17 protein-coding genes and 1 tRNA gene are annotated in these 25,135 nt (G+C 59.5%); 14 read left to right on the forward strand and 4 right to left on the reverse strand.

The window, feature by feature from the left end; genetic code table 11:
- Nucleotides 1-21: 21 nt before the first annotated feature.
- Nucleotides 22-1,008 (forward strand): hypothetical protein, encoded by a 987-nt coding sequence (locus ACTJK9_RS09960; protein WP_085611064.1) that lies wholly within the window; start codon nucleotides 22-24, stop codon nucleotides 1,006-1,008.
- 80 nt (nucleotides 1,009-1,088) lie between these two features.
- Nucleotides 1,089-5,852 carry an RHS repeat domain-containing protein gene (locus ACTJK9_RS09965; RefSeq protein WP_440813602.1) on the forward strand — a complete coding sequence of 1,588 codons (4,764 nt, stop codon included), beginning with the start codon at nucleotides 1,089-1,091 and terminating at the stop codon, nucleotides 5,850-5,852.
- Nucleotides 5,853-5,866: 14 nt separating this feature from the next.
- Here the strand turns inward: ACTJK9_RS09965 and queG are convergent, their stop codons facing one another.
- A complete protein-coding gene (gene queG / locus ACTJK9_RS09970; protein ID WP_085611062.1) occupies nucleotides 5,867-6,940 on the reverse strand; it encodes a tRNA epoxyqueuosine(34) reductase QueG in 1,074 nt (357 codons plus the stop codon).
- Nucleotides 6,941-7,003: 63 nt separating this feature from the next.
- On the opposite strand from queG, the gene ACTJK9_RS09975 reads away from it, so the two are divergent.
- The 12 genes from ACTJK9_RS09975 (at nucleotide 7,004) to ACTJK9_RS10030 (ending at nucleotide 21,990) form a co-directional block, all read left to right on the forward strand.
- On the forward strand, nucleotides 7,004-8,503 hold the full coding sequence (locus ACTJK9_RS09975) for an NAD(P)H-hydrate dehydratase (protein ID WP_085611061.1): 1,500 nt from the start codon (nucleotides 7,004-7,006) through the stop codon (nucleotides 8,501-8,503).
- Entirely contained in the window at nucleotides 8,491-8,961 is a 471-nt protein-coding gene (gene tsaE / locus ACTJK9_RS09980; protein ID WP_007950729.1) for a tRNA (adenosine(37)-N6)-threonylcarbamoyltransferase complex ATPase subunit type 1 TsaE, read from the forward strand. Before ACTJK9_RS09975 ends, tsaE begins: the two co-directional genes overlap by 13 nt.
- Before the next feature lie 51 nt (nucleotides 8,962-9,012).
- Nucleotides 9,013-10,392, forward strand: a complete 1,380-nt coding sequence (locus tag ACTJK9_RS09985; RefSeq protein ID WP_371857703.1) for an N-acetylmuramoyl-L-alanine amidase — start codon at nucleotides 9,013-9,015, stop codon at nucleotides 10,390-10,392.
- Complete coding sequence (gene mutL / locus ACTJK9_RS09990; RefSeq protein ID WP_039766643.1) at nucleotides 10,389-12,296, forward strand: DNA mismatch repair endonuclease MutL; 1,908 nt, start codon at nucleotides 10,389-10,391, stop codon at nucleotides 12,294-12,296. The genes ACTJK9_RS09985 and mutL overlap by 4 nt, the downstream gene beginning before the upstream one ends.
- Nucleotides 12,296-13,267, forward strand: coding sequence for a tRNA (adenosine(37)-N6)-dimethylallyltransferase MiaA (gene miaA, locus ACTJK9_RS09995; protein ID WP_085611059.1), 972 nt, complete (start codon nucleotides 12,296-12,298; stop codon nucleotides 13,265-13,267). Before mutL ends, miaA begins: the two co-directional genes overlap by 1 nt.
- Nucleotides 13,268-13,360: 93 nt before the next feature.
- Nucleotides 13,361-13,621, forward strand: a complete 261-nt coding sequence (gene hfq / locus ACTJK9_RS10000; RefSeq protein ID WP_007902656.1) for an RNA chaperone Hfq — start codon at nucleotides 13,361-13,363, stop codon at nucleotides 13,619-13,621.
- A 12-nt stretch (nucleotides 13,622-13,633) separates the two neighbouring features.
- On the forward strand, nucleotides 13,634-14,935 hold the full coding sequence (hflX, locus tag ACTJK9_RS10005; protein ID WP_007950725.1) for a ribosome rescue GTPase HflX: 1,302 nt from the start codon (nucleotides 13,634-13,636) through the stop codon (nucleotides 14,933-14,935).
- 96 nt (nucleotides 14,936-15,031) lie between these two features.
- The gene (gene hflK / locus ACTJK9_RS10010) at nucleotides 15,032-16,201 is read left to right on the forward strand and encodes an FtsH protease activity modulator HflK (protein WP_039766653.1); all 1,170 of its coding nucleotides are present in this window, start codon (nucleotides 15,032-15,034) and stop codon (nucleotides 16,199-16,201) included.
- Nucleotides 16,201-17,070 (forward strand): protease modulator HflC, encoded by an 870-nt coding sequence (gene hflC / locus ACTJK9_RS10015; RefSeq protein WP_007950723.1) that lies wholly within the window; start codon nucleotides 16,201-16,203, stop codon nucleotides 17,068-17,070. The genes hflK and hflC overlap by 1 nt, the downstream gene beginning before the upstream one ends.
- 313 nt (nucleotides 17,071-17,383) lie before the next feature.
- The gene (locus ACTJK9_RS10020) at nucleotides 17,384-18,571 is read left to right on the forward strand and encodes an ATP phosphoribosyltransferase regulatory subunit (RefSeq protein ID WP_011332186.1); all 1,188 of its coding nucleotides are present in this window, start codon (nucleotides 17,384-17,386) and stop codon (nucleotides 18,569-18,571) included.
- Between the two features lie 54 nt (nucleotides 18,572-18,625).
- The gene (locus tag ACTJK9_RS10025) at nucleotides 18,626-19,915 is read left to right on the forward strand and encodes an adenylosuccinate synthase (protein ID WP_064379102.1); all 1,290 of its coding nucleotides are present in this window, start codon (nucleotides 18,626-18,628) and stop codon (nucleotides 19,913-19,915) included.
- Between the two features lie 140 nt (nucleotides 19,916-20,055).
- Nucleotides 20,056-21,990, forward strand: a complete 1,935-nt coding sequence (locus ACTJK9_RS10030) for a methyl-accepting chemotaxis protein (protein ID WP_039766777.1) — start codon at nucleotides 20,056-20,058, stop codon at nucleotides 21,988-21,990.
- A 40-nt stretch (nucleotides 21,991-22,030) separates the two neighbouring features.
- On the opposite strand, the gene ACTJK9_RS10035 is transcribed toward ACTJK9_RS10030, so the two are convergent.
- The 3 genes from ACTJK9_RS10035 to ACTJK9_RS10045 form a co-directional block, all read right to left on the reverse strand.
- A complete protein-coding gene (locus ACTJK9_RS10035) occupies nucleotides 22,031-23,596 on the reverse strand; it encodes an ABC transporter permease (RefSeq protein WP_221398578.1) in 1,566 nt (521 codons plus the stop codon).
- Nucleotides 23,596-24,606 (reverse strand): extracellular solute-binding protein, encoded by a 1,011-nt coding sequence (locus ACTJK9_RS10040; protein ID WP_064593107.1) that lies wholly within the window; start codon nucleotides 24,604-24,606, stop codon nucleotides 23,596-23,598. The genes ACTJK9_RS10035 and ACTJK9_RS10040 overlap by 1 nt, the downstream gene beginning before the upstream one ends.
- A gap of 191 nt (nucleotides 24,607-24,797) precedes the next feature.
- Nucleotides 24,798-24,884: transfer RNA gene (locus ACTJK9_RS10045), tRNA-Leu, on the reverse strand.
- Nucleotides 24,885-25,135 lie beyond the last annotated feature (251 nt).

Here is a 25,135-nt window from a genome sequence, read left to right on the forward strand (position 1 = left end):
TAATCAGCAAGGTATTGTTAAATGTTTGATGAGCAAATTGGTATTTCCCGTATTGAGGTAAAACTCGACGCCACACGGTCTGGCCAGCATAAAGTGCTTTACGCCAACGGTCGCATGCAGGTGCGAGTGTTGGTGCTACTGCACGGGATCGATAACAATGGCGATGGCGCATCCCTGTATGGGCATCCCGCGTTACAGTCATTGAGGTTGATCGCCTATAACGGTGCGCGGCCTCTTGAGGGGGGCTGGAGTGTATCGCTGCAGGAAAATCGTTACGCCCATGAAATGTCAGGCGGTGCACCGCGGATTGCCGAAGTTCCACGTGCCACGCACAACCGGATAAGTGACGACTCTGATCCGGTGCAGATTTTCCAGTTTTGGGTTTCGGCAAGCAAGCCCGGAATCATGGAAGTGGCCGCCGAAATTGTCATGGATGGGGTGTTATTGCGAAGTAACGGAGTTGGCTTTGACAGCAGTGTTACGCTGGAGGCAGTTCCGCCTAAGAACTATTCGTTGAAGAGCTTTACGTTCAGCGAATATGGTGCAAAACAGCAGAAGGTGCGTTATGACTGGCTTCAAAGTTTTCATATAGGACTGAATGCGGAGGGCAGGCAAATTCACCTGCTTGACTGGTACAGCAGCGAGGTGAAACTTGATCCTTATGATTCCGAAGATGCGGTACAGGTCTATGCGTCCGGAAATATTCCCGGAACTCGGGATGGACGCAGAAATTTTTACGGCTATATGGCACCCATCTACGGGTTGAAAGCAACGTTTCGCAGTCCCGTTGGCACTATGCACGCGCCGATTAACAACGTGCCCGGACAGTTGACGTTGATTCAATATACTTCCGCGGACCTGCAAGTAGGACGAGAAAGCGAAGATGCATTTGAGTTTGCCGTGATTAATGAATTTGGTACGGAACACAGACTGTGTATCGACGGTGATAAAGAGCAGCGCGCTTTTATTCTGAGTGCTTCCAGGCGGCCAATGAAAAACGTCAACTGATTTTGCGATGCGGCCAGCGATTTTTAGCTGGTCAACCTGGCTTGTCCCTATCTTCATCTGGAATAAAGGAGATTTTTTCTATGGAAAGTAATTTATCTTCCGCTGTTCATTCAAACGCTTTTAACTTCGGTGAATTTGTTTCCGGGGGCGTTGATCCGCGCACGGGCATGTACACGTGTTCCTTTTCGTTGGGAAAGTTGCACTCGGCGGACCTCAATGGCCCTGAGCTTGCACTTTCAATGGGCTTCAATCCGCTCAATCAGGCGGACTCCGGTTTTGGCATTGGCTGGTCGTTGACCGTGACAAATTATGACGTGCGCAGCAAAATCATGACATTGTCCAACGGCGAGCGTTACAAGGCTGTCGAGACGTCTACCGGTCTGAAGTTCAAGGAAATGAAACTGCAAACGGCAAAGGTGTCAGTCACTGGAGCAGGGCGCTATGAAGTTCGATACAAGGATGGTCGGCGTGAGCTGCTAAAAGTCCTGGCTGGCACTCAAGTCGCTGTAGCGGAAAAAATAATCGCCGCGAACGGTGTAAGCATTTCGTTGAAGCACGAGTTGTTCAACCAGTACCCCAGGTTGAGCGAGGTCCGTGACGACAAACGATGCCTGTTGAGAATCACACGCAATGCTGGACAAGTCACATTGACCCGGCATCCTGATACCTCATCCAGTTCCGCCTACAAGTTGATTTTGAAGAACGCTCGGGTAACGGCGATTGAGCTTCCGGTCGGTAAAGGTTGGGAGCTGGAATATGAAGTTATCGATAAGGCCTGCTATTTGCACCGCGTCGTCAATCCATTGCGCGGCATCGAAATCATTCGCTACAAGCGCCACGGTCATAGCTTCGTGAATGGCGTGGAACAGACACTGCCGTTTGTTATCGCTCACGACACCTACCCTGGGCGCGATCAACCCAGACTCTGCAAAAGCTACACGTACTCCGATCACAACTTCCTTGGGCAGGGCCTCCTCCCGGCCAAGGATAATGATCTGGATCCGCTCTATCTGGCGCCCGGCAATTATGTCTACACCTCGGACGAGCAGTTGTTGGTAAACGGCAAAGTACATACTCGGATTAAACGCACTTACAACAAGTTTCATCTGTTGGTGGCTGAGGTTACAACCTGTGGCGACGCCCAGGTCACTATCGCCACGGAGTATCACTGTTCCGTCACCAGACCTTTCAATGAGCAGTTGGCTCAGTTCCGCATGCCGAAAATCCAAACGGTGACTCACCTCGATCGGCGCACCCAGCGGCAACGCGTTGAAACCACCGTCACCGAGTTCGATCACGAAGGCAACTTGCTCAAGTATGTTGAGCCAAGTGGCGTGATGACTTCGACGGAATTTTATCCGGTAAGCGGTGGAGATAATTGCCCGGAGGATCCGCTGGGTTTCTCCAGGTTCCCGAAAAAGAGGACGGTCAGCGCTGCCGCGGAGGGTGGCGCCTCGACAGTCACGTACTACGACCATGCCTTGCATCCCGCATTGGAAGGCGCGGAGTTGGCCTTCGTATTACCGGTTGGGGAGCGTTTTTTTGAAGTTGTGGATGGTGTTGAAGTCTTGCGTTCGAAAACTGAACGCAGTTATCTGAACTCGCCAAAGGACCCACTTAGGCACGGGGCCACAAAAGAGCAAAGTATCACCCTGAATGATAAAAAAACCTCGACCGAATTTTCCTATGAACTTGAAGGTGACAGGTTGCGGGTCAAGTCCAGCACACGCGGATTTGACGGCGCGGTGCAGACCCGTGAGAAAGTGCTCTCGACGTTGACCGGATTACAGACGTCTGAAGTCGGTGTCGATGGCGAGCACATCGAACATGAATACGACGCAATCGGCCGAGTCGTGTGCAAAACGGTTGCTTCCGGCACCCCTTATATGGCTGCTATCCGGTGGGTTTATCTTGCTGCCAGCAAGCAGCAGCCGGCCACCATGGTGACCACGGATCCTGTCGGAGGCGAGCAAAAAGTCTCCTGTGACGGTATGCAGCGGGTGATCACCGTTCAGGAAAAGGACTGTGACCATCCCGACAAGGACGGGCTTATCCCGACTCGCACGCTTTATTCTGCCCTGCACGATTCGGTCGGTCACAAGGTGCAAGTGACGCTGACCGACTGGCGTGATGGCAAGCCTTATCCGGTCAGCACCTGCTACGAATTCGATTCCTGGGGCCAGGTCAACAAGACGCTGCATGCTGATGGGCGTGTCGAACACAGCGAGATCGATCCGGTCCTTCGCCAGCAAACCAATTGGCTCCAGGGGATGGGCAAAACAATCACCCACGTCAATGACTTCGGTAAACCGCTCACCATCGAGAGCTTCAATCTGAAGAACAGGAGTCTTGGCAAAACCGTTTACACCTATGACGGGTTCGGGCGCACAACCAGCGAGACAGATCCTGTCGGCAATACCACTCGATATGAGTACGACGTTTTTGACCGGATAATTCGCACTGTCCTGCCAGACGCCAGTGTGGTGGTGGCCGATTACGCCGAACATAGCGATGAAGGGCTACCGATCAGCATCAAGGTCGGTGACAAAGTGCTGGGACAGAAAACTTATGATGGCCTGGATCGTTTGATACAAAGTACCGTCGGCGGACGAGAGTCCGAGGCGGGTTATGAAGCGGGCTTTACTCAGCCACAGTGGCACAAGAGTGCTGATGGCAAAAAAACCGAATTCACATATTTGCGCGATTTGGGTGGTCTGCTGACTGAGCGCAAGGCAGGGGAACTGGTCACGACCATGACTTATGACCCCAGTGGCAATCCCTTGACCTGTAATGAAAATGGCAAGGAGCGCAGTTTTAACTATTACCCCTCCGGACGCCTCAAGTCAGAAACAACGACCTTCGGCGCGATCACGAAAGCAACTTCCAGTACCTGGTCCCTGCAGGGGCGACCCATCGCCCATGTCGATGTACTCGGAGCCGAAAGCACATCCGAATACGATCAGTATGGCCGCCTGCTATCGACCTCGCAGGGCACGCTGAAAACCGAATTCCATTACGACACCCAGACGGGAATGCTGGACTGGACGAAAGCCGAAGAAACGTCGATCAAGCGGCAGTTGATCACCCGGTTTGCCTATGACGATATCGGTCGTGAAATCCGCCGTACATTCGAGATCAAGGGGCAGCCCGACCAGACGCTGGAATCGACTTATACGCTTGCCGGCAAACTGGCGCAGAAAGTGTCCAGGCGTGGCACGCAAATTTTGCGTGATGAACAATTTACCTACGATGTGCGCGGGCGTCTGATCCAGTACGACTGTGCCGGCACCCAAAAGCCTCGCGATCCGTATGGCAAGGAAATTCTCCAGCAGACGTTCACCTTCGATGCGCTGGATAACATTCTTACCGTACAGACCAAGTTCCCACTGGGCGTGAATCTGACCACCTTCAGTTATGACAATCCCGATCCTGTACAACTCAGCGCAGTCAAGCATTCTCATGCCGACTATCCGCCCGCAGTGACGCTGGAATACGACGCCAATGGCAGGATGATCAAGGACGACCAGGCGCGAACTCTGGCCTACGACGCATTCGGACGTCTTGAGCAGTTGTCCAGCGCAGGGGGATCAGTCATTCGCGGCTATCATTACGACGGTTTCGACGATCTGGTTGAACTGTCGCAACCCGATAAGGCAACTGCGCAGCGTTACTACCGCGCAGGCCGGGTCGCCAATGAGGTGAGTGGTGAAAACTCATCCAGTATCGTGCGTCACGGTGGAGCGCTTGTGGGGCAACTGCAGCTCGGTTTGAACGCCGGTACGCAGCTGTTCGGCACCGATCAGCAGCAAAGTGTGCTGGCAACGCTGGGCAAGGAACAGCTCACCGATTGCGCCTACAGCCCTTACGGGCGTCGTCCAGCCGAAGGTGGTTTGTTCAGTCTGGCGGGGTTCAACGGCGAGCAGCTGGATCCCGTTACCGGGCTGTATCTTCTGGGTAACGGTTACAGAGCCTATAGTCCGACACTGATGCGTTTTCTTGCCCCGGACAGCATGAGTCCGTTCGGCGCGGGCGGATTGAATGCCTACAGTTATTGCCTGGGCGATCCTGTCAATCGTGTCGACCCTACCGGGCATATATCCTGGCAATCGATCCTGGGCATCGGGCTCGGCGTTCTCGGAGTTGTTGCCAGCGTGCTGACGATGGGCGCGGCAACGCCATTGGCAGCGGCGGCATTGGGGCTGGCCGTTGCCTCAGGCTTGGCGGGTATTGCCAGTGAGGTGACCAATGAGGTGGCACCGGGTTCTCAAGCAGGTGAGATACTGGGCTGGATCAGTTTCGGTCTTGGGCTGGCTTCGCTCGGTGCAGGTCTGGCGGCTGGTGCAAGAGCTGCTTTGAATGCTGGCAATAAGTTGGTTTCAGCCTATAGCCAAGGACTCAGTAGCAAGGGGGCAGGCAACGCCGCGCAATATTTGAAGGCGGGTGGAAAAGGCGCCAAGGCAGCAGCCAAAAAAGCCAAGGCGCCCTCGGAGGAAGTGGCGGTTCAACCCTGGCAATTGCAGAAAGCCAAGAAAAGCTATATCTCCACTGATGCCAGGGAGGAAATGGCTGAAAGGTTCTACCAAAACGTGGAAAGCAATATGTCCGCCAGCCAGGCAGCCGCGGAGTCCGGGATGCTGTACGAGGAATTCGGACCCATCGGCAGTGGAAGAAAAGTGTCGCATGTTTTTTTTGCGAGTACGAAAGGACGTGGGGAGCGTATTTACTTTATAGAGGACAGTAAGCAGAGAGTTTGCAAAGTCTTGCAGGCGGGCGGCCATTTGTCCGACGGGCAGACCAACACGATGATGAAAACCGCTAAAACCATTGATACAACGCGCAGGTAAAACTTGGCTCATCCTTATGGGTCTGAAGGTCGGGAGTGCCGTTCCAGCGCCCACTCCACATGCTCCCTGACCAACGCTGACGGATAATCCCGTCGTGCCTTCAATGCTTCCAGCACGGGAATCGTTGAAGGCGCATTGCCCAGCCCCACCGCCAGATTCCTTAACCAGCGCTCATACCCGGCACGCCGCAAAGGCGATCCTTCAGTGCTGCTCAAAAACTTCTCTTCATCCCACAAAAACAGTTCTGCCAGTTCGGCATTGTCGAGGTTGTGCCGTGGCTTGAAATCGCTTTCGCCAGAGGGTTTGGCGAAGCGGTTCCACGGGCAGCAGATCTGGCAGTCGTCGCAGCCGAACACGCGGTTGCCGATCAGCGGGCGCAGGTCTTCGGGAATGGCATTTTTCAGCTCAATGGTCAGGTAGGAAATGCAACGTCGCGCGTCCAGCACGTAGGGGCCTACGAAAGCGTTGGTCGGGCAGATGTCGAGGCATGCGGTGCAGCGGCCGCAATGTTCGGTGCTGTGCGGTTCATCCACCGGCAACGGCAGATCGACGAACAGTTCGCTGAGAAAGAAATAACTGCCGGCTTTGCGATTGAGCACCAGAGTGTTCTTGCCGATCCAGCCCAGCCCCGCCTGCTCGGCGATGGCTTTTTCCAGCACCGGGGCGCTGTCGACGAAGGCTCGGAAACCGAACGGACCGATTTCGGATTGAATCCTGTCCGCCAGTTGTTGAACGCGCTTACGGATCAATTTGTGATAATCGCGGCCCAAGGCATAACGCGAAATGTAGGCTTTTTCCGGTTTGCCCAGCAATTGCGCCATTTGTGTGTCGCCCGGCAGGTAGTCCATGCGCAGCGACACCACGCGCAAGGTGCCCGGCACCAGCTCCTCAGGGTGCGAGCGTTTGCTGCCATGGGCGCCCATGTAATCCATTTCGCCGTGATAGCCGGCCTCGAGCCAGCGCTGCAGGTGCTGCTCATGCTCGGCCAGATCCAGACCGCTGATGCCCACTTGCTGGAAGCCCAGCTCGCGGCCCCAGTCCTTGATGGATCGGGCGAGGGCGGGAAGATCTGTGGTGATGGCGGACATGAGGCGAGAGAAACCGGAGCTGAGGTGCGTATAATTCTGCCAGACATCGGAGCCCGAAGACGCATGCCGCACACGAAAGATGAAATACCCGACGCGCTGTACCGCGCCACGCAGGTGCGGGCACTCGATGCGCGGCTGATCGCTGCCGGCACTCCGGGCTTCGAATTGATGCAGCGCGCGGCCCATGCCACATGGCGCGCGCTGGTTCGACATTGGCCATCTGCTAACGAATTGACGGTGCTGGCAGGGCACGGCAACAACGCGGGTGACGGCTACCTGGTGGCAGCGCTGGCGCGTCGGGCCGGTTGGCAGGTTCGGGTAGTGGCCGTGGGTGATCCGCAGCGATTGCAGGGTGATGCGGCCGTAGCGCATGCCGACGCCGTGGCCGAAGGCGTGGTGATAGCCCCCTGGTATCCTTCCTGCGAGTTGCGCGGAATCGTCGTTGACGGGTTGCTCGGCACCGGTCTGAGCGGTGAGGTGCGTGAGCCTTATGCCTCTGCGATTGCGGCGATCAATGCCAGCGGACTGCCAGTGGTCGCGGTCGATATCCCTTCCGGGTTGTGCGCCGACACCGGTCATGCGTTAGGTCATGCGGTGCGCGCTGACCTCACCGTGACCTTCATCGGCCTGAAGCTCGGGCTGTTCACGGGCGCAGCGGCGGATCACGTCGGGGAACTGCTGTTTAACGATCTGCAGGCCTCTGCCGAAACCTTCAGTGACATTCCTGTCGCCGCTCGCCGACTGAACGTGACTAACCTTCCGCGTCTGGCTGCACGTGCGCCAGCTGCGCACAAGGGGCGTTTCGGTCATGTGTTGCTGATCGGCGGCGATCACGGTTTTGGCGGGGCGATCCTGTTGAGCACCGAAAGCGCGCTGCGCAGTGGCGCCGGGATGGTATCGCTGGCGACTCGCCCGGAACATGTGCCAGCGGCATTGAGCCGGGTGCCGGAAGCCATGGCGTTGGGCGCCTCTTCGGCCAATCAATTGATGGGGCTGCTGGAAAAGGTGTCGGTGCTGGTCGTCGGGCCGGGGCTGGGGCAGGCCGCTTGGGGGCGGGCACTGTTGTCGGCCGCCGCCAATGCAGCGCTGCCGCAGGTGTGGGATGCCGATGCGCTGAACCTGCTGGCCTCAGGTTTTGTCCGTTTGCCCAAGGATTGCGTGATCACGCCGCATCCGGGGGAAGCAGCGCGTTTATTGGGGATCAGTACGGCCGAAGTGCAGGCTGATCGTCCGGCGGCAGCGCTGGCATTGAGCAAAAAATACACAGCGGTGGTGGTGCTCAAGGGGGCGGGCACTTTGATTGCTCATCCCGATGGTCGTCTGGCGCTGTGTCATCAAGGCCATCCGGCGATGGCCACTGCCGGGCTCGGCGATGTGCTGGCGGGCCTGATCGGCGCGTTGCTGGCCCAGGGCATGGACGGTTTTGACGCCGCGAGTCTGGCAGTCTGGCTGCACGCCAACGCCGGTCTGCACCAAGGTAAATTCGGCCGTGGGCTGGCGGCCAGTGATCTGATTCCAGCCATTCGTCAGTTGTTGGAGGAGCATGCACCGTGTCTGAAGTAACCCTGTACCTGGCCGATGAACAGGCCATGAGCGACTTTGGCGCACGCATCGCCCGTATCACCCAGGGCCATGGCCTGATCTTTCTCGAAGGCAACCTCGGGATGGGCAAAACCACGCTGTCGCGGGGCATCATTCGCGGTCTGGGGCATGTGGGAGCGGTGAAAAGTCCGACCTTCACGCTGGTCGAGCCCTACGAGATCGGTGACGTTCGCGCTTTTCACTTCGACCTGTATCGTCTGGTCGATCCGGAGGAACTGGAGTTTCTCGGCATCCGCGACTATTTCGAAGACGACGCCCTGTGCCTGATCGAATGGCCCGATAAAGGTGCAGGCTTTTTGCCAAAGCCTGACCTGACCATTACCATTAGCCCGCAAGACAGCGGACGTTCGCTGACCATTTTATCCCAGGGCTCGCGCGGCGAGGCCTGGTGTGCCGCTTTGGCATTGGAAACCAATTGAATGATGGGGTTAGGTATGCGCTTTCGCGCGTTGGTGGCTGCCGTTGGACTGATGTTGATGGCAGTAACCGTCAACGCTGTGGCCGAGACGAAGGTCAACAGCGTGCGCCTGTGGCGGGCGCCGGACAACACGCGACTGGTGTTCGACCTGACAGGCCCGGTGCAACACAGCGTCTTCACGCTGACTGCGCCGGATCGCCTGGTGATCGATATCAACGGCGCCACCCTCGGCGCGCCGCTCAATGTGCAGACCGCCAATACGCCGATCACTGCGATGCGTTCGGCCCAGCGCACGCCGACCGACCTGCGGGTGGTCATCGACCTGAAAAAAGCGGTCACTCCGAAAAGCTTCTCGCTGGCGCCGAACGCCCAGTATGGCAACCGTCTGGTGGTCGATCTGTTCGACAACCCGGCAGACGCGGCACCACCGCCTGCGCCGACGCCGTCGGTCGCTACCGTACCGGCGGTGCCTGTCACGCCGGCTGAACCTGCGATCAAACTGCCACCGGCCCCGGCCGGCAAGCGCGACATCATCGTGGTCATCGATGCCGGTCACGGCGGTGAAGACCCGGGCGCATCGGGATCTCGCGGCCAGCGCGAAAAAGACGTGGTACTGCAGATCGCCCGCGAGTTGCAGCGTCAGGTCAACGGCATGAAAGGCTTCCGCGCCGAACTGACCCGTACCGGCGACTACTTCATCCCGCTGCGCGGCCGTACCGAGATTGCCCGCAAGAAGGGCGCCGATCTGTTTGTCTCGATCCACGCCGACGCCGCGCCTTCTGCGGCCGCGTTTGGTGCGTCGGTGTTCGCCCTGTCCGATCGTGGCGCCACCTCGGAAACCGCCCGTTGGCTGGCCGACAGCGAAAACCGTTCCGACCTGATCGGCGGTGCCGGCAACGTCAGCCTCGACGACAAGGACCGCATGCTGGCCGGCGTTCTGCTCGACCTGTCGATGACCGCCTCGCTGACCTCCAGCCTCAACGTCGGCCAGAAGGTTCTGACCAATATTGGCCGGGTCACCCCGCTGCACAAGCAGCGCGTGGAACAGGCCGGGTTCATGGTGCTGAAATCGCCGGACATCCCGTCGATCCTGGTGGAAACCGGCTTCATCTCCAACGCCAACGAAGCGAACAAACTCTCGGCAGCGAGCCACCAGCAGGCGCTGGCGCGTTCGATCAGCAGCGGCGTGCGTCAGTTCTTCCAGCAGAATCCGCCACCGGGCACTTACATCGCCTGGTTGCGTGATTCGGGCAAGATCGCTCAGGGCCCGCGTGATCACCGGGTGGGCCCGGGTGAGACCGTGGCGATGATTGCCGTGCGGTATCAGATTTCGCCGGCCACGTTGCGCAGCGCCAACAATCTGAAAAGCGATGATCTGAAAGTCGGTCAGCACCTGACCATTCCCGGCACCGAACTGGCGTCCAAAGAATGAATCAGGTCCTGAACGCTGCCCGCATTGAACTGCTCAGCCCGCGGCTGGCGAACCAGATCGCCGCCGGTGAGGTGGTCGAACGCCCGGCCTCGGTGATCAAGGAGCTGCTGGAAAACAGCCTCGACTCCGGCGCCAAGCGTATCGACGTCGATGTCGAGCAGGGCGGTGTCAAACTGCTGCGAGTGCGCGACGACGGCAGCGGTATTTCCGCCGATGACCTGCCGCTGGCCCTGGCCCGTCACGCCACCAGCAAGATCCGTAACCTGGAAGACCTTGAACAGGTGATGAGCCTGGGTTTCCGGGGCGAGGCTTTGGCTTCGATCAGCTCCGTGGCGCGTCTGACCCTGACCTCGCGCACCCGCGACGCCGATCAGGCCTGGCAGGTCGAGACCGAAGGCCGCGACATGGCGCCCCGCGTGCAGCCAGCGGCGCACCCGGTCGGCACTTCGGTGGAAGTCCGTGACCTGTTCTTCAATACACCGGCACGGCGCAAATTCCTCAAGACCGAAAAAACCGAATTCGATCACCTGCAAGAAGTGATCAAGCGTCTGGCGCTGGCGCGTTTCGACGTGGCTTTCCATTTGCGCCACAACGGCAAGACCATCCTCAGCCTGCACGAAGCCCACGATGATGCGGCGCGCGCCCGGCGTGTGGCGGCGATCTGCGGTTCAGGCTTCCTCGAGCAGGCGTTGCCGATCGAGATCGAACGCAATGGCCTGCATTTGTGGGGCTGGGTCGGTCTGCCGACCTTCAACCGCAGTCAGGCGGACTTGCAGTATTTCTTCGTCAACGGCCGTGCGGTGCGCGACAAACTGGTGGCCCACGCGGTGCGTCAGGCTTATCGCGATGTGCTGTTCAATGGCCGGCATCCGACGTTCGCACTGTTTTTCGAGGTCGATCCGGCAGCGGTCGACGTCAACGTGCACCCGACCAAGCACGAAGTGCGCTTCCGTGACGGGCGCATGGTGCATGACTTCCTGTATGGCACCTTGCACCGTGCCCTCGGCGATGTGCGGCCGGAAGATCAGCTTGCCGGTTCGGTCACCACCGCGATCGTCCGGCCGACCGGCCTTGAAGCCGGTGAGTTCGGGCCGCAGGGCGAAATGCGTCTGGCGGCCAACGCGTTGCTGGAGCAGCCGCAGGCGCAACCGGCGTTCAATACCTCGTCGGGTGCCAGCGCTGGCGGCGCTTATCAGTATCAATACACGCCACGTCCGCAATCGACCGTGCCGGTAGCCGAGGCCCAGGCCGCGTACCGCGAGTTTTTTGCGCCGCTGCCCGAGGCCAATGCCAATGCATTGCCGGCCGGTCAGGAAGACATTCCGCCGCTTGGCTACGCGCTGGCTCAGCTCAAGGGCATTTATATTCTGTCCGAGAACGCCCAAGGCCTGGTTTTGGTGGACATGCACGCCGCTCACGAGCGGATCATGTACGAGCGCCTGAAGATCGCGATGGCCAGCGAAGGCCTGAGCGGCCAGCCGCTGCTGGTGCCGGAATCGCTGGCGGTCAGTCAGCGCGAGGCCGATTGCGCCGAAGAACATGCGGCATGGTTCCAGCGCCTTGGCTTTGAATTACAGCGCCTTGGCCCGGAAACCCTGGCGATCCGGCAGATCCCCGCCCTGCTCAAACAGGCCGAAGCCAACCGGCTGGTCGGTGATGTCCTGTCGGACTTGATGGAATACGGTACCAGCGACCGGATCCAGGCACATTTGAACGAACTGCTCGGCACCATGGCCTGCCACGGCGCGATTCGCGCCAACCGCCGCCTGGCCTTGCCGGAAATGAACGGCCTGCTGCGCGACATGGAAAATACCGAGCGCAGCGGTCAGTGCAACCATGGCCGACCGACCTGGACCCAATTGGGCCTGGACGATCTGGACAAACTGTTCCTGCGCGGTCGTTAATGAGTCAGCTTCCTCCAGCGATTTTCCTGATGGGCCCGACCGCTGCGGGCAAGACCGATCTGGCCATCGAGCTGACCAAGGTGCTGCCGTGCGAGCTGATCAGTGTCGATTCGGCGCTGGTCTATCGTGGCATGGACATCGGCACCGCCAAGCCTTCCAAAGAGCTGCTGGCGGAGTTTCCGCACCGACTGATCGACATTCTCGACCCGGCCGAAGCCTATTCGGCAGCGGATTTCCGTCGTGATGCGCTGGAGGCCATGGCCGAGATCACCGCACGCGGAAAAATTCCGCTGCTGGTGGGCGGCACGATGCTCTATTACAAGGCTTTGATCGACGGTTTGGCGGACATGCCGGCGGCCGATCCCGAGGTTCGCGCGCAGATCGAAGAAGAGGCTGCACGCCTTGGCTGGCAGGCCCTGCATGATCAGTTGGCGGTCATCGATCCGGAGTCTGCAGCACGCATCCATCCGAACGATCCACAACGACTGAGTCGTGCGCTGGAAGTCTACCGGGTCAGCGGTCAGAGCATGACTGAGCTGCGGCTGAAACAATCTGTACAAAGTACCGAAGCGTCCGCATCGGGACTGCAACAATTGCCCTATACTGTCGCGAACCTGGCGATTGCTCCAACTAATCGGCAGGTATTGCACGAGCGCATTAAACAAAGATTCACAAATATGCTGGAACAGGGATTCATCGACGAGGTCGTAGCCCTGCGTAATAGAAGTGACCTGCATGCCGGGTTGCCGTCTATACGTGCGGTAGGCTACCGCCAGGTCTGGGACTACCTGGATGGCAAGCTGACGTCGGCCGAGATGCAGGAACGGGGCATCATCGCCACGCGCCAATTGGCCAAACGCCAGTTCACCTGGCTGCGCAGCTGGAAAGATTTACACTGGCTCGACAGTCTGGATTGCGACAATCTGCCACGCGCCTTGAAATACCTTGGGACGATCTCCATATTGAGCTGAGTCCTTGCAATTGCCGTCTATCCTTGGGGGTGTGGCGGCAAAAGCCATCTGTTTACCTATTTTTTATATTGAATCCTTAAAGGAGTGCGGCACATGTCAAAAGGGCATTCGCTACAAGACCCTTACTTGAATACTTTACGTAAAGAGAAAGTGGGGGTTTCCATCTACCTGGTGAACGGGATCAAACTGCAAGGCACGATCGAGTCGTTCGACCAGTTCGTTATCCTGCTGAAGAACACCGTCAGCCAGATGGTTTACAAACACGCTATCTCTACAGTCGTGCCGGTTCGTCCAATTCGTCTGCCAAGCGCAACCGAATCCGAAGCAGGTGACGCTGAGCCAGGTAACGCCTGATAGGAGTCTCCTTTGTTCTTTGAGCGCCACGGTGGTGGTGAACGAGTCATCCTCGTTCACTTGGATGGACAGGACCCTGAGGCGCGCGAAGATCCGCAGGAGTTTCAGGAACTGGCAAATTCGGCTGGCGCCGAGACCGTTGCGTTTTTTAACGTGCCGCGTCATCGGCCAACCGCCAAATACCTGATTGGCAGCGGCAAGGTCGAGGAACTGCGCGACCTGGTCCACGCCGAAGAAGCTGATCTGGTGATCTTCAATCACGTCCTCACGCCCAGTCAGGAACGTAACCTCGAACGTGTTTTCGAGTGTCGCGTGATCGACCGTACCGGTCTGATTCTCGATATTTTCGCCCAACGCGCCCGTACCCATGAGGGCAAGCTCCAGGTCGAACTGGCCCAGCTTGACCACATGAGCACCCGGCTGGTTCGCGGCTGGACTCACCTTGAGCGTCAGGGTGGCGGTATCGGCATGCGCGGCCCGGGTGAAACCCAGCTCGAAACCGACCGGCGACTGCTGCGGGTTCGCCTGCGTCAGATCAAGGGCCGGCTGGAGAAAGTGCGCAGCCAGCGCGAACAGTCGCGTCGCGGCCGCTCGCGTGCGGATATCCCTACCGTATCTCTGGTGGGATACACCAACGCCGGTAAATCCACGCTGTTCAATAACGTGACCAAGTCCGACGTGTACGCTGCTGACCAGCTGTTCGCCACGCTCGATCCGACCCTGCGCCGTCTGGATCTGGACGACCTGGGGCCGATTGTCCTGGCCGACACCGTGGGCTTCATCCGCCACTTGCCGCACAAACTGGTCGAGGCATTTCGGTCTACGCTCGAAGAGTCGAGCAACTCCGACCTGCTGTTGCACGTGATCGATGCGGCCGAACCGGATCGCATGTTGCAGATCGAGCAGGTGATGGTGGTGCTGGGCGAGATCGGTGCCCAGGACTTGCCGATCCTCGAGGTCTATAACAAACTCGATTTGCTTGAAGGCGTTGAGCCACAAATCCAGCGCGATGAAAACGGCAAGCCCCAGCGGGTCTGGCTGTCGGCGCGTGATGGCACCGGTCTGGAATTGCTCGAGCAGGCGATTGCCGAGTTGTTGGGCAGTGACCTGTTCGTGGGAACCCTGCGCCTGCCTCAGCGGTTCGCGCGTCTGCGTGCACAGTTCTTCGAGTTGGGCGCGGTACAGAAAGAAGAACACGACGAAGAAGGGGTCAGCTTGCTGGCCGTTCGATTGCCACGCTCGGAGCTCAATCGACTGGTCAGTCGTGAAGGCGTTGTGCCGACGGAGTTCATCGAGCAACACACTTTGCAATAAAAGCCTGGCAAAGCGGTTGTGCCGCAACGGCAGGCATTCTGTAGCATTGGTCGGCGCGCCGTGGGTGCGTCTTTGCTTTATCAGATGGAGAGCGCTATGGCTTGGAATGAGCCGGGTGGCAACTCGAACAATCAGGATCCTTGGGGTGGCAAGCGTCGCAACAACGGCGACCGCAAGGGACCGCCGGATCTCGACGAGGCCTTCCGAAAGCTGCAGGAAAGCCTGAACGGGTTGTTCGGTGGTGGAAAAAAACGCGGTGATGACGGTGGTGGCTCGGGCAAGAGCGGCGGCTTCGGCGGCCTGCTCGGCATCGGCCTTGTCGTGCTGGCGGCCGTCTGGCTGTACAGCGCGGTGTACGTCGTGGACGAGCAGGAGCAGGCCGTGGTGCTGCGCTTCGGCAAGTACTACGAGACTGTCGGTCCCGGCCTGAACATCTACTTCCCGCCGATCGACAAGAAGTACATGGAGAACGTCACGCGTGAGCGTGCCTACACCAAGCAGGGCCAGATGCTGACCGAAGACGAGAACATCGTCGAAGTGCCGCTGACCGTGCAGTACAAGATCAGCAACCTGCAGGACTTCGTGCTGAACGTCGACCAGCCGGAAATCAGCCTGCAACATGCGACCGACAGTGCGCTGCGCCATGTGGTGGGTTCCACCGCGATGGACCAGGTGCTGACCGAAGGTCGTGAGCTGATGGCCAGCGAGATCAAGGAGCGTCTGCAACGTTTCCTCGATACCTATCGCACCGGTATCACCGTCACCCAGGTCAACGTACAGAGCGCAGCGGCACCGCGTGAAGTGCAGGAAGCCTTCGATGACGTGATCCGCGCCCGTGAAGACGAGCAGCGTTCGCGCAACCAGGCTGAAACCTACGCCAACGGCGTGGTGCCGGAAGCCCGTGGTCAGGCCCAGCGCATCCTTGAAGATGCCAACGGTTACCGTGACGAAACGGTCTCGCGCGCCAAGGGTGAGGCGGATCGCTTCACCAAGCTGGTCGCCGAGTATCGCAAGGCGCCCGAGGTCACTCGCCAGCGTCTGTACCTGGACACCATGCAGGAAGTCTTCAGCAGCACCAGCAAGGTTCTCGTGACCGGCAACAAGAACGGCCAGAGCAACCTGCTTTACCTGCCGCTGGACAAAATGATTCAGAACAGTTCGGGCAGCAATGCACCGGTCACCGGTTCGGCTGCCGCCAGCAACAACACGGACGTCACGCCGCATGTCACTGACGTGCCGCAGTCGCGTACAAGGGAGACCCGCTGATGAGCAATAAATCGCTGATCGCCCTGATCGTTGGCGTTGTCGTGGTACTGGTTGGCTGGAACTGTTTCTACATCGTGGCTCAGACCGAGCGTGCGGTGTTGCTGCAGTTCGGTCGCGTGGTTCAGGCTGATGTTCAGCCAGGTCTGCATGTGAAAGTGCCTTACGTTAACCAGGTGCGTAAATTCGACGCACGTCTGATGACGCTGGATGCACCGACACAGCGCTTCCTGACGCTGGAAAAGAAAGCCGTGATGGTCGATGCCTATGCCAAGTGGCGCGTGAAAGATGCCGAGCGCTTCTACACCGCAACGTCCGGCCTCAAGCAGATCGCTGACGAGCGTCTGTCCCGTCGACTGGAATCGGGTCTGCGTGACCAGTTCGGTAAGCGCACCCTGCACGAAGTCGTGTCCGGTGAGCGTGATGCACTGATGGCTGACATCACCGCATCGCTGAACAAGATGGCGGAAAAGGAGCTGGGTATCGAAGTGGTCGATGTCCGGGTCAAGGCCATCGATCTGCCGAAAGAAGTGAACCGCAGCGTGTTCGAACGTATGAGCACCGAGCGTGAGCGTGAAGCTCGCGAGCACCGCGCCAAGGGTAACGAGCTGGCCGAAGGCATCCGTGCCGACGCCGATCGTCAACGCCGTGTGCTGCTGGCTGAAGCCTATCGTGAATCCGAAGAGATTCGCGGTGACGGTGATGCCCAGGCCGCTGCGATCTACTCCAAGGCCTACGGCCAGGATCAGGAATTCTACGGTTTCTACCGTAGCCTGCGTGCCTACCGTGAAAGCTTCGCGAACAAATCCGACGTCCTGGTCCTCGACCCAAGCAGCGACTTCTTCCGTTACCTGGAAAAGTCCAAGCCTTGATACGACGTTGACCTGAATCATTCCGCCCGGCGGCTAATACCTAGGGCGGGGTGATCCTTTGGGAAAACGTGTGTATGATGCGGCAGCCGGGAAATTCCCGGCTTTTTTGCGTCTGCACGTTTGATTGCTGTTTTTGTTGCAGAAGATCGGGTTGAATGGCCCGACAGTTTTTCGAGGAAAGTGATGGGCGAAGCCGGTAACAGGCCTTTCGCCGCGTCGTTCATGCGCGTGCGTTTTGAACGGGCCGGTCATTTTCTGCTTCACTCAAGGCTCGCCCTCGGGCTGGCCGCCCGGATCTAAGGGGAATGGCGTAATGGCAACGGTAGACCGCTGGCTGCTGCCAGATGGCATCGAAGAAGTACTGCCACCGGAAGCGGCGCGCATTGAAGTTGCGCGTCGTCAGGTGTTGGATCTGTTCCAGAGCTGGGGTTACGAGTTTGTCGTGACTCCCCATATCGAGTACCTGGAATCCCTGCTGACCGGCGCGGGCCAGGACCTGGATCTGCGTACCTTCAAGGTCATCGACCCGCAATCGGGCCGGCAGATGGGTTTCCGTGCCGACATCACGCCGCAAGTGGCGCGCATCGATGCGCACACCCTGCGTCGCGAAGGCCCGAGCCGCCTGTGCTACGCCGGCAGCGTGCTGCATGCCCAGCCGCGTGCCTTGTCGTCCTCGCGCAGCCCGATCCAACTGGGCGCCGAGTTGTACGGCGATGCCAGCCCGAGCAGCGACGTTGAAGTCATCAGCCTGATGCTGGCCATGCTGCAACTGGCCGACGTGCCGGACGTGCACATGGACCTCGGGCATGTCGGCATCTACCGCGGTCTGGCCCAGGCGGCCGGTCTGTCGGGTGAAGTCGAGCAGCAGTTGTTCGATGCATTGCAACGCAAGGCCATCGACGAGGTCATTACCTTGACCGAAGGCCTGCCGGCCGATCTGTCCGGCATGTTGCGCGCGCTGGTCGACCTGTGCGGCGGCCGTGAAGTGCTGAGCGCTGCCCGCGAGCGTCTGGCCAATGCGCCGGCGCCGGTACTGGCGGCGCTGGAAGATTTGCTGGCGATCGCCGAGCGTCTGTCGGTGCGCTTCCCGGAGCTGCCGCTGTACTTCGATCTGGGCGAACTGCGCGGTTATCACTACCACACCGGTGTGGTGTTTGCGGTATTCGTGCCGGGTGTTGGCCAGTCCATCGCCCAGGGCGGTCGTTACGACGACATCGGCGCCGACTTCGGTCGCGCCCGTCCGGCCACCGGCTTCTCCACCGATTTGAAAACCCTGGTGACCCTGGGGCGTGCTGAGATCGAGCTACCGTCTGGCGGTATCTGGATGCCTGACAGTACGGATGCGGCACTCTGGCAGCAGGTTTGCCAGTTGCGCAGTGAGGGTCAGCGTGTCGTTCAGGCATTGCCTGGACAACCTTTGGCCGCCGCCCGTGATGCGGACTGCGACCGGCAATTGATCCAGCAGAACGGGCTTTGGCAAGTATCGCCACTGGCTTCTTGAGTTTTCCTGCCGGCTGACGCCGGCACCAAGTTTGCGCGAATGAGGACAAGTGTTATGGGTAAGAATGTCGTAGTCCTGGGCACCCAATGGGGTGATGAGGGCAAAGGCAAGATCGTTGATCTGCTGACCGAACATGCTGCCGCCGTAGTGCGCTACCAGGGTGGCCACAACGCCGGTCACACTCTGGTGATCGACGGTGAAAAAACCGTCTTGCACCTGATCCCTTCGGGCGTGCTGCGCGAAGGCGTGCAGTGCCTGATCGGCAACGGCGTGGTGGTTGCACCTGACGCCCTGCTGCGCGAGATCACCAAGCTGGAAGAGAAGGGTGTACCGGTGCGCGAGCGCCTGCGCATCAGCCCTTCCTGCCCGCTGATCCTGTCCTTCCACGTGGCGCTGGACCAGGCCCGTGAAAAGGCCCGCGGCGAGCTGAAGATCGGTACGACCGGTCGCGGCATCGGCCCGGCTTACGAAGACAAGGTTGCACGTCGTGGCTTGCGTGTTGGCGATCTGCTCAACATGCCGCGCTTTGAAGACAAGCTGCGTGAACTGGTGGATTACCACAACTTCATGCTGGTCGGTTACTACAAAGAGCCTGCCATCGAGTACGAAAAGACTCTGGCCGAGTGCAAGGAATACGCCGAGCTGCTCAAGCCGCTGATGCTGGACGTGACTGCCGAGCTGCACGACCTGCGTCGCGCCGGCAAAGACATCATGTTCGAAGGCGCCCAGGGTTCGTTGCTCGACATCGATCACGGCACCTATCCGTACGTGACCAGCTCCAACACCACCGCGGGTGGCGTGGCGACCGGTTCGGGCGTTGGTCCGATGTTCCTGGACTACATCCTGGGCATCACCAAGGCTTACACCACTCGCGTAGGTTCGGGCCCATTCCCGACTGAGCTGTTCGACGAAGTCGGTGCGCACCTGGCCAAGCAAGGTCACGAGTTCGGCGCTACCACCGGCCGTGCCCGTCGTTGCGGCTGGTTCGACGCCGTTATCCTGCGTCGTGCTATTGATGTGAACAGCATCTCGGGCATCTGCCTGACCAAGCTGGACGTACTCGACGGCCTGGAAACCATCAACATCTGCACCGGCTACAAAGACGCGCAAGGCAATGCCGTTGCTCCGACTGACGCTGACAGCTACGTGGGCCTGCAGCCTGTGTACGAAGAAGTGCCAGGCTGGAGCGAATCGACCGTTGGCGCCAAGACCCTGGAAGAGCTGCCGGCTAACGCTCGTGCCTACATCAAACGCGTTGAAGAGTTGATCGGCGCGCCGATCGACATTATTTCGACGGGTCCGGACCGCAACGAAACCATCGTTCTGCGTCATCCGTTCGCTTGATAAGTCGTTGATGTAAAAACACAAAGGCCCCTTCATCGGGGCCTTTGTCGTTTATGCCTGTTGGACGGCATGACCTTTGCTGTGATTCTGTCTACAAGAGTGCCATCAAATTAATGGCGTCAGACGTAGAGGGATTCAAAGTGTCAGCCGTTCTCTCACTGTTACAAAGCCGTCTGTTGCGGCCCGTGTTCGTTACCCTTGGTATCGCTCTTTTGGTGCAAGTGCTGGTGGCCGTCGCCCTGACGCGGAGCACCGTCACCGCGCTGGAAGCCGATCTCGGCACTCGCCTGGGCGCCGACAGCCAGAAGTTGTCCGGTGAGTTGGAGCAGGCCGGGCGCGAAGTCACGTCGAGTCTCGACAACCTCTCCTCAAGTACCCGTCAGCGTCTCACCGCCGGTCTTTCCTCGCGTCTGAAGGAAGAGCAGGCGCAGCTGCGTGCGACGTTGGAAAAAGACCTGAAGGATTCGGCCAATGACATGGCCCAACTGCTGGCCTCCGTGGCGCCCCGTGCCATGTGGGACAGCGACGTGCCGACCCTCTCCGAGTTCGCCCGCCGGGCCCAGCGTAATCCCAACGTGCTGTTCGTGGTGTATGACGACGCCACCGGCCAGCATCTGACCCGCTACCTTAATCGCGAAAACCCGATCAACAAGGCCCTTTTGGAGAAGGGCCAGGGCGAGCGGGCGCTGGACAAGGTGTTGGATGCGGCGAAGAACGATCCGTCGGTCTACTACCTCGAAGCCTCGATCAACCCCAATGGCGTGGAAATCGGCAAGGTGCTGATGGGTGTCTCGACCGCCTCGGTTGAAACCGATCTGGCGGCGCTCGATCAACGCTTCACGGCGTTGATTGCCAGCAGCGATCAACTGGTCGGTGACAGCCTCAAGGGCGCCGCTGCCGACAGCGCCACCGCCATGCAGGCTCGCCTGCAATCGGCGCAGTCCACAGCTGCCGAAATGAAAGCCAACACCACCAGTACCGTGCAGGATGCTGCTGCAACGCTGCGCTGGCGTATCGGCATGGGCCTGGCGCTGGTGGGGGCCGGGGTGCTGTTGCTGCTGGCGGTGGTGCTCGGTCATCGGGTCGTCAATCGCCTGAAAATGCTCAACGCCGCCATGGATGACCTGGCCGCAGGCGAGGGTGATCTGACCAAACGCGTGCAGATCAACAGCAAGGACGAAATCGGCGACATGGCCTCGGCGGTCAACCGCTTTGTGGACAAGTTGCAGCCGATCGTGCGCGAGGCCGGGGATGTGGCTCAGCGCACCGGTGTGGAAATCGGCGCCATGACCCTGCGCAACGCCGGGGCCGACGCAGCGGCCGGGATGCAGCGTGATGAAGTGGCCGAAAGCCTGCGAGCGCTGTCGCAAATGGCCGATGAGGCTCAGTCGGAAAGCCATGCGATGCAGGCGGCGTTGAAGCAGGTGGTCGATATTCGTCAGGCCACCGACGAGAACACTCGCACCTCGGCCAAGGTCGGCAGCTTGATCGAGGCGCTGGCGGGGCAGGTCGATACCGGGGCGAAAGTCATTGAGCGGCTGGCACAGCAGAGCGAGCAGATTGAAGTGGTGCTGACCGTGATTCACGGCATCGCCGAGCAGACCAACCTGCTGGCGCTCAACGCGGCCATCGAAGCGGCCCGGGCCGGCGAGACCGGTCGCGGGTTTGCAGTGGTGGCGGATGAAGTCCGGGCGCTGGCGAGCAAGACCCAAAGCTCCACCGGCGACATTCAGGCGCACATCGTGGCCCTGCAGCAGGGCGCCCGTGAGGCGGTGGAGGCGATTGGTCAGGCTGGGCGTCAAGCGAGCGAAGGTTTGCTGGTGCTGCGTGACAGCGCGCGACTGCAGCAGTCGGTGCAGGCGTCGGTCGAGCAGGTGCATGCGGCGATTGGCCTGGCGACTCAGGCAGCGGCGCATCAGGCGCAGGGCGCGCAGGCTGTGCGTGGGCGGGTCGAAACGATTCATGCCCAGGCCGAAAAAGCTGCACAGGCGGTGGTCGAGACCACGGCCAGCGGCAAGGTGCTGGATGGTCTGGCGGCGCAGCTCAAGGCCAGTCTGGGGCAGTTCCGGGCCTGATAGTGCGAGCAAAAAAATCGCAGCTTCGGCTGCGATTTTTTTATCGGCTCAAATACATCCGGGTTGTCAGCAGGTAGACGGGCAATCCCGACACCACAATCAACAACGCCGCATAAGGCGCTGCGGCTGCGAACTCGACATTTGCGGTATGCGCCCAGACTTCAGTCGCCAATGTGTTGAGCCCGGTCGGACTCAGCAGCAATGTAGCCGTCAGTTCTTTCATGGCATCCAGAAACACCAGCGCAAAGGCTGCGCCCAGTGCCGGGAAGATGATCGGTAAAGTCACCCGACAGAACGCCGTGAACGAGGAGGCGCCGAGGGTGCGGGCGGCTTCTTCGAGTTGCGGCGCGGCCTTGTTCAACGCCGTGCGGATCGGCGCCTGAGCCAGCGGCAGAAACAGCAGTGCATACGCAATCAGCAATAACGCGGAAGTCTGGTACAGCGCCGGCACGTAATGCAGGGCGAAATACACCAGCGTCAACGCGATTACCAATCCCGGCAGGGCGTGCAGCAGATAGGGCAGGCGTTCGGCCCAGATCGCCAGTTGGCCTTTGTAGCGCACCACCAGCAATCCGACCGGCACTGCCAGCACCAGACACAATCCAGCGCCACCCAGCGATAGCGCCAATGAAGACAGCAAGGCTTCAGTGATCGCCGCAACCGGGAATGCCGCTGACGATCCCACGGCGAGCCAGTAGGCCAGCATGCCCAGCGGAATCCCGCTGCCGACAATCGCCAGCATCAGGCAATACAGCTGACCGGCGATCGCCCAAGGTCCCAGTCGCACTTGTTCAGCCCGACGCGCCGCACCTTGGCCGGTACGTACATGTCGTCCCTTGCCGCGCACCCGCAACTCCAGCCACAACAGCATCAGGCACAGCGCCAGCAATACCGCCGACAGCATCGCCGCGTTGGCATTGCTGAATTCCAGTTCGAATTGCTGATAGATCGCGGTGGTGAAAGTTTGCAGGCCGATGATCGACAGTGCGCCGAATTCCACCAGCATGTGCAGCGCAATCAGCAGCGAACCGGCCAGCAAGGAAGGCCAGAGCAGGGGCAGGGTGACGCGGAAAAACACGCCCCAGCGATTCTGTCCCAAGGTGCGAGCCGACTCTTCAAGGGATGGATCAAGATTGCGCAGCGTGGCGGCCACCGGCAGAAAGATCAGCGGATATTTCGACAGGCTCATTACCAGAATGGCCCCGCCGAGTCCTTCGAACTGCGCGCTGAGCGAAACCCAGGTGAAGCTGCTGACAAACGCCGGCACCGCGAACGGCAGGCAAAGAATCACGCCCCACAGCCGTCGGCCCGGCAGATTGCTGCGCTCCAGCAGCCACGCCAGCGACAGGCCGATCACGCCGCAAGTTACGGTCACGCCAACCATCAGCGCCAGCGTGTTGCGCAGCAGGCCGAACACATACGGGCGCCACAGCAAGTGCAGCGCCTCGGACCAGCCCGCCTGCCAGGCTTTGATCCCGACGTAGGCCAGCGGCAACAGGCTCATGATCACCAGCAGCAAAACCGGCAGCACCAGCCAGATCGACGGCCGTTTGCGCCGTGGTACGTAACCCCCGCGTGTAGCGGGGGCGGATAACGATGCGGTCATCAGTTCAGGCCAACTTCGCGTTCCAGCTCCAGCGCCTCTTCGGCATTACCCAGATCGGCCGGCGTGACATCCGGCGCTTCCAGTTCGCTGAATGGCTTGAGGCCGCGATCCGATTCCATGCCTTTGTGCAGCGGGTATTCGGCGGTGGTCTGGGTGATCACGCGCTGGCCTTCTTCGCTGGCCATGTAGGCGAGAAATTGCTGGGCTTCTTTTGGATGTTTGCTGGATTTCAGCACGGCTGCGCTGGACACGGTGATCAGGCCACCCACATCGCCGCCGGTGAAGTAATGCAGTTTGGAATCAAGCTGGCCTTTCTCCCGCTGCAGGGCGAACCAGTAGTAGTTGTTCACCAGCACGGTGGCGACTTCGCCGTTTTCCACCGCCTTGAGGGCGACCATGTTGTTGCTGTAGGTCTTGCCGAAGGCGCGCAGGCCGGTCAGCCATTCTTCGGCGGCTTCGCGACCGTGCTTTTTGATGATGGCCACGGCCTGTTCCTGGAACGCGCCGCTGGTCGGGACGAAGCCGACCTTGCCTTGCCACTGCGGATCGGCGAAATCCAGCACCGATTTGGGCAGATCTTTTTCGTCGATCAGTTTCGGGTTGAAGGCCACCACGCGAACCCGGGCGGTGACGCCGATCCAGGTGCCGTTGCCGGCGACGTATTTTTTCGGCAGAACGGCCAGGGTCGCATCGTCAGCCTTGGCCAGCAGGCCTTGCTCGCCGAGGTTGTTCAGCGGCGGGGATTCTTCGGTGTAGATGACGTCGGCAGGTGAGCGGTCGCCTTCTTCGATGATCTGGCTGGCGAGCTGGTTGCTGCTACCCTTGCGCACATTGACGTGAATGCCGGTCTTGGCTTCGAAGGCTTTGGCGATCGCGTCGCCGACTTCCTTGTGTTGACCGTTGTAGAGCGTCAGGGAAACCGTGTCGGCAGCCTGGGCGAGGGGAGTGGCGAGGGCCAGCCCGAGCAGGGTGAAGGTCAAGCCGCGGCGCAGGGTATTTCGAAACATCATTCGCAGGGTTCCTCACTGTCGCATTGCAAAAACTTGCAACAATGATAAACGATATTGTTTCTCAAGTGCGCCTTGCAGGGGAGGGGTGGGTCTGATAGGCGTTGGGATTCAGGTTTTCCAAACCCCGGAAACGCAAAAACCCGCTTTCGCGGGTTTTTGTGAGATTCAAGATCGTAACCTTGAATTTGAATTGGTGCCCAGAAGAAGACTCGAACTTCCACGACCGTAAGGTCACCAGCACCTGAAGCTGGCGTGTCTACCAATTTCACCATCTGGGCTTCATCTTCAGCGTCGCCGCTGTTGATGTGGCGCACTATACGGAGCGCCTTTTGATCTGTAAACCCCTGATTTGATTTTAATAAATCAATTTCAGAAAAAGCGGGGGGCAGAATGCAAAAAACCCGCTTTCGCGGGTTTTTGTGTGAGTCTTGAAACTGATCTAGTCTCAAACTCGAAATTGGTGCCCAGGAGAAGACTCGAACTTCCACGACCGTAAGGTCACCAGCACCTGAAGCTGGCGTGTCTACCA

The organism is Pseudomonas sp. 22082 (genome assembly GCF_052046055.1).
In the GTDB taxonomy this organism is placed as follows: Bacteria; Pseudomonadota; Gammaproteobacteria; order Pseudomonadales; family Pseudomonadaceae; genus Aquipseudomonas; species Aquipseudomonas pharyngis.